5 protein-coding genes and 1 pseudogene are annotated in these 5,724 nt (G+C 45.4%); all 6 read right to left on the reverse strand.

All coding sequences use genetic code 11. From position 1 onward, the window contains the following. Positions 1-363 (reverse strand): response regulator (locus AC1DSE_RS28945; RefSeq protein ID WP_477528611.1); only part of this gene is annotated, 363 nt, incomplete at its 3' end. After that, positions 356-1,759 carry a sensor histidine kinase gene (locus AC1DSE_RS28950; protein WP_477528612.1) on the reverse strand — a complete coding sequence of 468 codons (1,404 nt, stop codon included), beginning with the start codon at positions 1,757-1,759 and terminating at the stop codon, positions 356-358. The genes AC1DSE_RS28950 and AC1DSE_RS28945, both read right to left, overlap by 8 nt. A gap of 23 nt (positions 1,760-1,782) precedes the next feature. Further along, positions 1,783-2,511, reverse strand: a complete 729-nt coding sequence (locus AC1DSE_RS28955; protein ID WP_477512141.1) for a DUF6081 family protein — start codon at positions 2,509-2,511, stop codon at positions 1,783-1,785. A 29-nt stretch (positions 2,512-2,540) separates the two neighbouring features. Then, complete coding sequence (locus AC1DSE_RS28960) at positions 2,541-3,452, reverse strand: UbiA family prenyltransferase (RefSeq protein WP_477528613.1); 912 nt, start codon at positions 3,450-3,452, stop codon at positions 2,541-2,543. Positions 3,453-3,525: 73 nt separating this feature from the next. Beyond that, the gene (locus AC1DSE_RS28965; RefSeq protein WP_477512142.1) at positions 3,526-4,569 is read right to left on the reverse strand and encodes a hypothetical protein; all 1,044 of its coding nucleotides are present in this window, start codon (positions 4,567-4,569) and stop codon (positions 3,526-3,528) included. Continuing rightward, a pseudogene (locus AC1DSE_RS28970) lies at positions 4,566-5,724 on the reverse strand (HSP90 family protein); the annotation flags it as partial. The pseudogene AC1DSE_RS28970 and the gene AC1DSE_RS28965, both read right to left, overlap by 4 nt.

A 5,724-nucleotide genomic window follows, 5' to 3' on the forward strand; every position in this document is an offset into this window, starting at 1 on the left:
TACAGCTTCAGGCAAGCTTTCAAAATCAGATTTGATTTGGTAATCGATAGCTCCCGCTTGGAAGGATCGAAAGATAAGCTCCTTCTCCTCCATTGACGTAAGCATGATGACCCTTGCTCCGGTAGCTATTGCAGCCTCCTCAGCGAGCAGAACGCCTTCCGGCCTTCCGTCAAGCATGATATCCATCAGCACTACATCAGCAGGCACAGACTGCTGCTTCCCTTCCATAAGCGCCTGTCTAACATCGTCAGCCCTGCTGGCAGTCCAAACCACTTCAATATCCTGCTCCTTGTTTAAATAAGCGACAAGGCCGCGAAGCCAATCACGATCATCCTCGACGATCCATACCTTGATTTTATCCATTTGCTTCCCTCCTCTGCGAAACATGTACATCTATTTTTGTGGCTTGAACATTCCGTTTCGGAAAAGTCATGTAAACCGATGTTCCAGCTCCCGGCACGCTTCGCAAGCCAAGCATACCTTTATGCTTGCGCATCACATGGTACGCATAGGGCAGTCCGAGCCCAAAATTAGTGTCACTGCCGCTTTTGGTCGTATAGAAAGGCTCCATCACCTTCGTTATCTCACTCTTGTCCATGCCAAGGCCCGTGTCTCTAACCTCAATAATAAGCTCTCTTTTGGTTTCGCTTAACAGAATAGACAGCACGCCTTTGTCTTGCATAGCCTCCAAAGCGTTGGCTATTATATTGCCTAAAGCCTCGCTTACCTGCGCGGGGTCGATGCGACAACTCCAGCTTTCGTTTAACACACTTTGCAGCTTGATGTTGCCAAGGCTTTGGGCGTATCCTTTCATCGTCTTCTCGATAAGCGCTGCTATGTCGGTCACTTCCACACGAAGCACCAAATCCTCTGTTCGACGATGAACCCGTTGCAGCATCTCCTGCATATGGCGAGAAGCGTTCAGCACCGTTTCAACATCCGCCAGCAGCTCTTGTTGATCGGTTTCGATGGCATAAGCTTTCATCTTCTCCGAGAAAAGCCGCATTTTTCCTGCATCGTTTTTGATCGCATGATTAAGTATGGCAGTTCCTGAGGTGACTGCTCTTAACGTGGAATCGTATCTGCGGCGATCGATCTTCACTCGCACACCCATGAAGCCATAGGTGAATAATGCAATAACAAATACAGTTACGGCTAAACCAATGATCCATGTATTATAGACCCACATCCGCAGCATCCCGAAGCTCGGAAATACGTAATTCATGACCATACAGAACATAACCGGCGGCAGCACGGTTGAACATATTATCCAGTGTGTGCGAGAAAAAGAGGCATGCAGCTGCCGCTTGAGCAGTACCTGTATCGCCCCGTACATAATATAAGGAACCGCCCACCATACGACAATCTTGAACGAGATGGGATACATCGTATTATAAAATGGAGTAAACAAAACACATAAAACAATCGGAATTAACAGTAAAAAGGGCATAAGCTGCTGCAGCCGTTTTGGAAGCCGTACAGGTTTGTAAGCTATAGCAAACAATGCAAAGGAATACGGCAATCCGTAGTAGGAGGTCAACGAGGAGAACGCTTGCAAGCGATAAAGAAGCTGCTGCGCTACTTGATTCATTCCAGCTTCCGCTGCTGCTGGCAGCCATTGCAGGTCAAGCACGGCAGCAAGCGCACCAGCTCCTCCGCTAAACGCCACAGCGCCTAACCAATGATTAACGGATGCTCGCCGATCGGAGAGCCATATAATGGCTGCAATAGCCCACAAAGCAATAAGAACGAATAGCATAACGCAGCTCCTTCATAACAACTTTACTCTTTAATTTCTATTGTAATGGGAGACCATTCTCCGATCACAGTCTGTCCATGCACCGACACGCTGCCCTCCGGCGACAAATCCTTTTCCGTCATAATGCCTAGCGCAACGATAAATTGGTTAAATTTAACCGGAACATCACGCTCTCTCCGCACTTCTTGGCCATTCACAAAAAATACGACTTCATCATTGGTGCGATTGTACGTAATTTTGTACGTATTAAATTCGCGCGCCGCAAAGTTTGTGTCTTCCTTAAACACACAGAAATATCTCGTTTTATCCGTCTCCGGCACCTTAACTCCCGGAAAAGGAAGAACGGCATATACACTTGCATATTTGTCATTTCCCGCAAAAAAGTCGAGCGCACCGCCCGTCGTGAAATCGAGCAGATTCAAAGAAACAAAACCATCATAAAGATCATCAGGCGCTGTATTTTGCGAACGTGCGCGAATTTGCAGCTCAAAGCTAATCTCACCGGTTTCAGGTACAAGAACAGGTTCAGCAGAATAATACATATGCTTAGCATTATCCAGTATTTGAATTTGATCGTTCGAGCGGCTAAGCGGTGCTCTTACATACAGCAGTCCATTGCGAACAATGACAACCGCATTAGGCTCGCGGTACTGCCAGAAGGTTCCGTCTTGCAGCGGAAAACCGCCGATTTTCCATACTTCCCCTTCATTTAGAATCGTATGAAAATCTCCTAAAGTCCATTGCTTCTCCATATCCATGACCTCTTTCTAAGTTGTATGTTTTAAATAAGACCTTGAATGATTAAGGCAACGATTAAGATCACACCGCATCGCATCGTTGCTTTCAGCGAGGCACCCATAAGCGGCACGTATGCAGTCGATACATTATTTGATGATAACCTGCCGTATACCAAATATAAAGGTATCGCTGTTGGCAGCGCCAGCAGCCCGTAAATAGGCAATGCTTTCACGACCACGCATAGGATAAGCGAAATATAGGCGAGAAAAAGCAAAACGCGCGAGAAAACGAGTGCTCTCTTTTCTCCCCAAACGACGACTAATGTTCTTTTCCCTGCTTGACGATCAGCCTGCCAGTGCAGGAAATGGTGATTAAACAAAATTAGGGTAGTCAAAAGTCCTATTGGCAGCGATAGCAAAAATGCCCGAGAATCTAGCTCCGAGGTTTGTACAAAATAAGCGCCTACGACAGGCAGTATGCCGAAGGAGATCAAGATCGCGACTTCACTGTAGCCTTTGCCGCGGTATCCGAACTGGATCGGCGGAGCTACATAGAAATAAGCAATTAACGCCCCAAGCCCGCCAAATACGAGCACCGGCCAGCCGCTTGTTATACTAAGTATAATGCCGCAAATCGCTGCAATGCCAAATAATGCCCATGTTACAGTCGCAAAGGTGCGAATGCTCCACGTCCCTTTTGTCAAATAGCCAGAGTTGGTTGCAATTACCCCTTCCGTCGATTGAGCGGCCGTATCCGTACCGTTATAATAATCCCATAAATCATTGATCATATTAGAAAATAAATGGGCTGTTCCTGCCCCAACTATGGTGATGATAAATAATAAAGGATTGAAAATGCCGTTCCACACAAAAGCCCCCAGCGCACCTAACGCCACGGGAATAAGCATAACAGGAAGAACGCTCAGCCTGGATGCTTTCATAAATTGTTTAAACATAAGCTGCCACTGCCCTCTCTGTTGTCGATCGTTCAATTGAACCACTTCCATTTGCTATACGTCAACACATGGATTAAAAATGGCTTAGTTTTTGAACTTGTTTAAGCTTCTGTTTGAGCAGCTCGGTGCAATAATGATTTTGGTTTCTTAGATCAAAAGCAGCAGCTAATTGTTCGGTATCCTTTACAATCATCTCATACGTAATATCGCTGCTAACATTCAGCTTTCTCCGACGGTTTTTCGCATGCCACAATTGTAGAAATGCTCTAGCTGAAATCATATACAACAACCGATCCCAGCCTACTCTCGTATCCATTGCATATTGGACGGTTTGTTCAAACCATTTGGCGGCTTTATGAATGTCGGTTGCTGTGTAATAAGCAAGGAAGCTCCCATATTCGCTTAAGTAACCAGGTCCCTTTAACAAACGCGCGCCTTTTTTTGCCATCTTTACAGCTTCATCTGCTTGCTCTGTCTCAAGGAGCGGGAGAAGAAGATGGCTGTACGTATTTTGCGGAATGGATTTGCAGGTCATTCGACCATCCATAATAGGCTTCATAGCTTGCAGTCCTCGCCGATATCTGCCAACTGTAAAATGATAGTAGCCAAAGCCATTTTGCTCACAGGCGCTGCAATCAGACATTCCATCTCTAGCCGTCTTGCGCCAAAGCTCATAGTTTGCTTGAGCCGACTCATGATCGCCTTGAGATAGCGCGTATCGATGAAGACATTGATAATATGGGCGCAGGCTGTGACCGTATTGTAAGCATTTCGCCTTAAAATCATTAAAAATCGAAGTGATTTGATCCGTACCAAATTGCGGAAACCGCCAAATTTGATTAACAAACCATTTATAGTGCCAAATAAGGGTGAAGCTCGAATAAGCAGCCGGATCTTTTTCAAACTGGGTTAAGCACCAGGTAAATGAAACAAGAAATCGCTCTTCATAGCCCGAATCAAGCGCTGCCTCGGAATAAGACATGCGGGCGTAATAGGAGTCTTCCTTCGTCATATGCAAATCGGCTATCCGAATAGCCTCCTCAAGCACCGCAAGCTTCTGTTTTCCCTGCGGCAAGCTCCATGCCTCGCTTCGCAATTGATCATATCGCTGCTTCATAGCTCTCGCTCACCAGCCTGACTAAGACCGATTTCCAGCACCTGCATAAACGATTTGTTCATTAACTTCAGCTCCTCAGGGCCAAGAGGATATTGACCAAGCAGCAAGGCCTGCGTATAAACGGTCTCAATGCTTAGCTTCTGCATATCCGCATTCTGACAGGTCATAGCCTGCTGCATAAGCGGATTGTTAAAGTTGTAGCAAATCGTCGCATATGGCACCTCATATAGCTCATGGATGACGACATCCACAATGTTTGCGAACAAATCATTAGCTTCATCTTTCGTTTGCTCTGCCATTCTCAGAAAATTCACTTCATCATTTGTATTGTATAAAGCGGCCAAATCCACTGGTTCAAATCGCTTTACTACGCTTCTGCATTGAAATGGAGCTAGCAGCTGATCCGAGAGCTCCAGAAAGGAAAGAATGCTTTTATGCTCCGCGGGAGTTATGGATTGGAAGACGTTCGAGAAATTAATCGGATCTAGAACTAACGCCTCGATATCCTCATCCAGCGCAGGCAGCTTGCGCACAAGCTCAAAATCATGGACATAACCGCCATTAATAACCATCACATTTTGCGCTTTGGCAACGCGAGCCACTTGGCGGAATTCATCAAGCGTTGAAGATACAACGATACGTTTGTTCTGTTCCAATATTTCGCTCATCTTCATCATGCCAAATGAAGTCTCAAACGACAAGAAACGGATAAACAATCGATAAAGCTCATCATCTTCGGCAGCCATCGCTTTAATGGAAGCAGAATGAATAACAATAATTTTACCGAATAGTTCAGGGTTTGATTCTGAAAGCTGAATCATATGCTGTTTAATGTTTTCGCCAATTTCATCCTTTACGGTGTGAAAAAGCTCATTTTCCATAAATGACTCCCGAGAAGCCGTTGGTCGAAGTCCATTCGTATTCATGATACACGTAACAAAAAAAGCCCAATCCGGAAGCATATTGTTAACTTGATCGGAAAGCAGCATACGTTTCATATATACCTTATGTTTTTTCTCGGCTTGCAAGCTTACAGCATAAGGAAGAATATAAGCGACACCCTCAAGCTCACCAATTACTGATTTTAAAGGTATGGCATCCAAGAAGGTTTGATACAAGTGATCTTCGCCATAGGTGAGTGCATCACTGCTATTC

This window comes from Paenibacillus sp. 01L418 (assembly GCF_056400045.1).

What these genes read in the sequence shown, in the direction of transcription:
- AC1DSE_RS28950 (WP_477528612.1), bottom strand. Translation starts at nt 1,759, where the DNA reads ATGCTATTCGTTCTTATTGCTTTGTGGGCTATTGCAGCCATTATATGG.
- AC1DSE_RS28955 (WP_477512141.1), bottom strand. Translation starts at nt 2,511, where the DNA reads ATGGAGAAGCAATGGACTTTAGGAGATTTTCATACGATTCTAAATGAA.
- AC1DSE_RS28960 (WP_477528613.1), bottom strand. Translation starts at nt 3,452, where the DNA reads ATGTTTAAACAATTTATGAAAGCATCCAGGCTGAGCGTTCTTCCTGTT.
- AC1DSE_RS28965 (WP_477512142.1), bottom strand. Translation starts at nt 4,569, where the DNA reads ATGAAGCAGCGATATGATCAATTGCGAAGCGAGGCATGGAGCTTGCCG.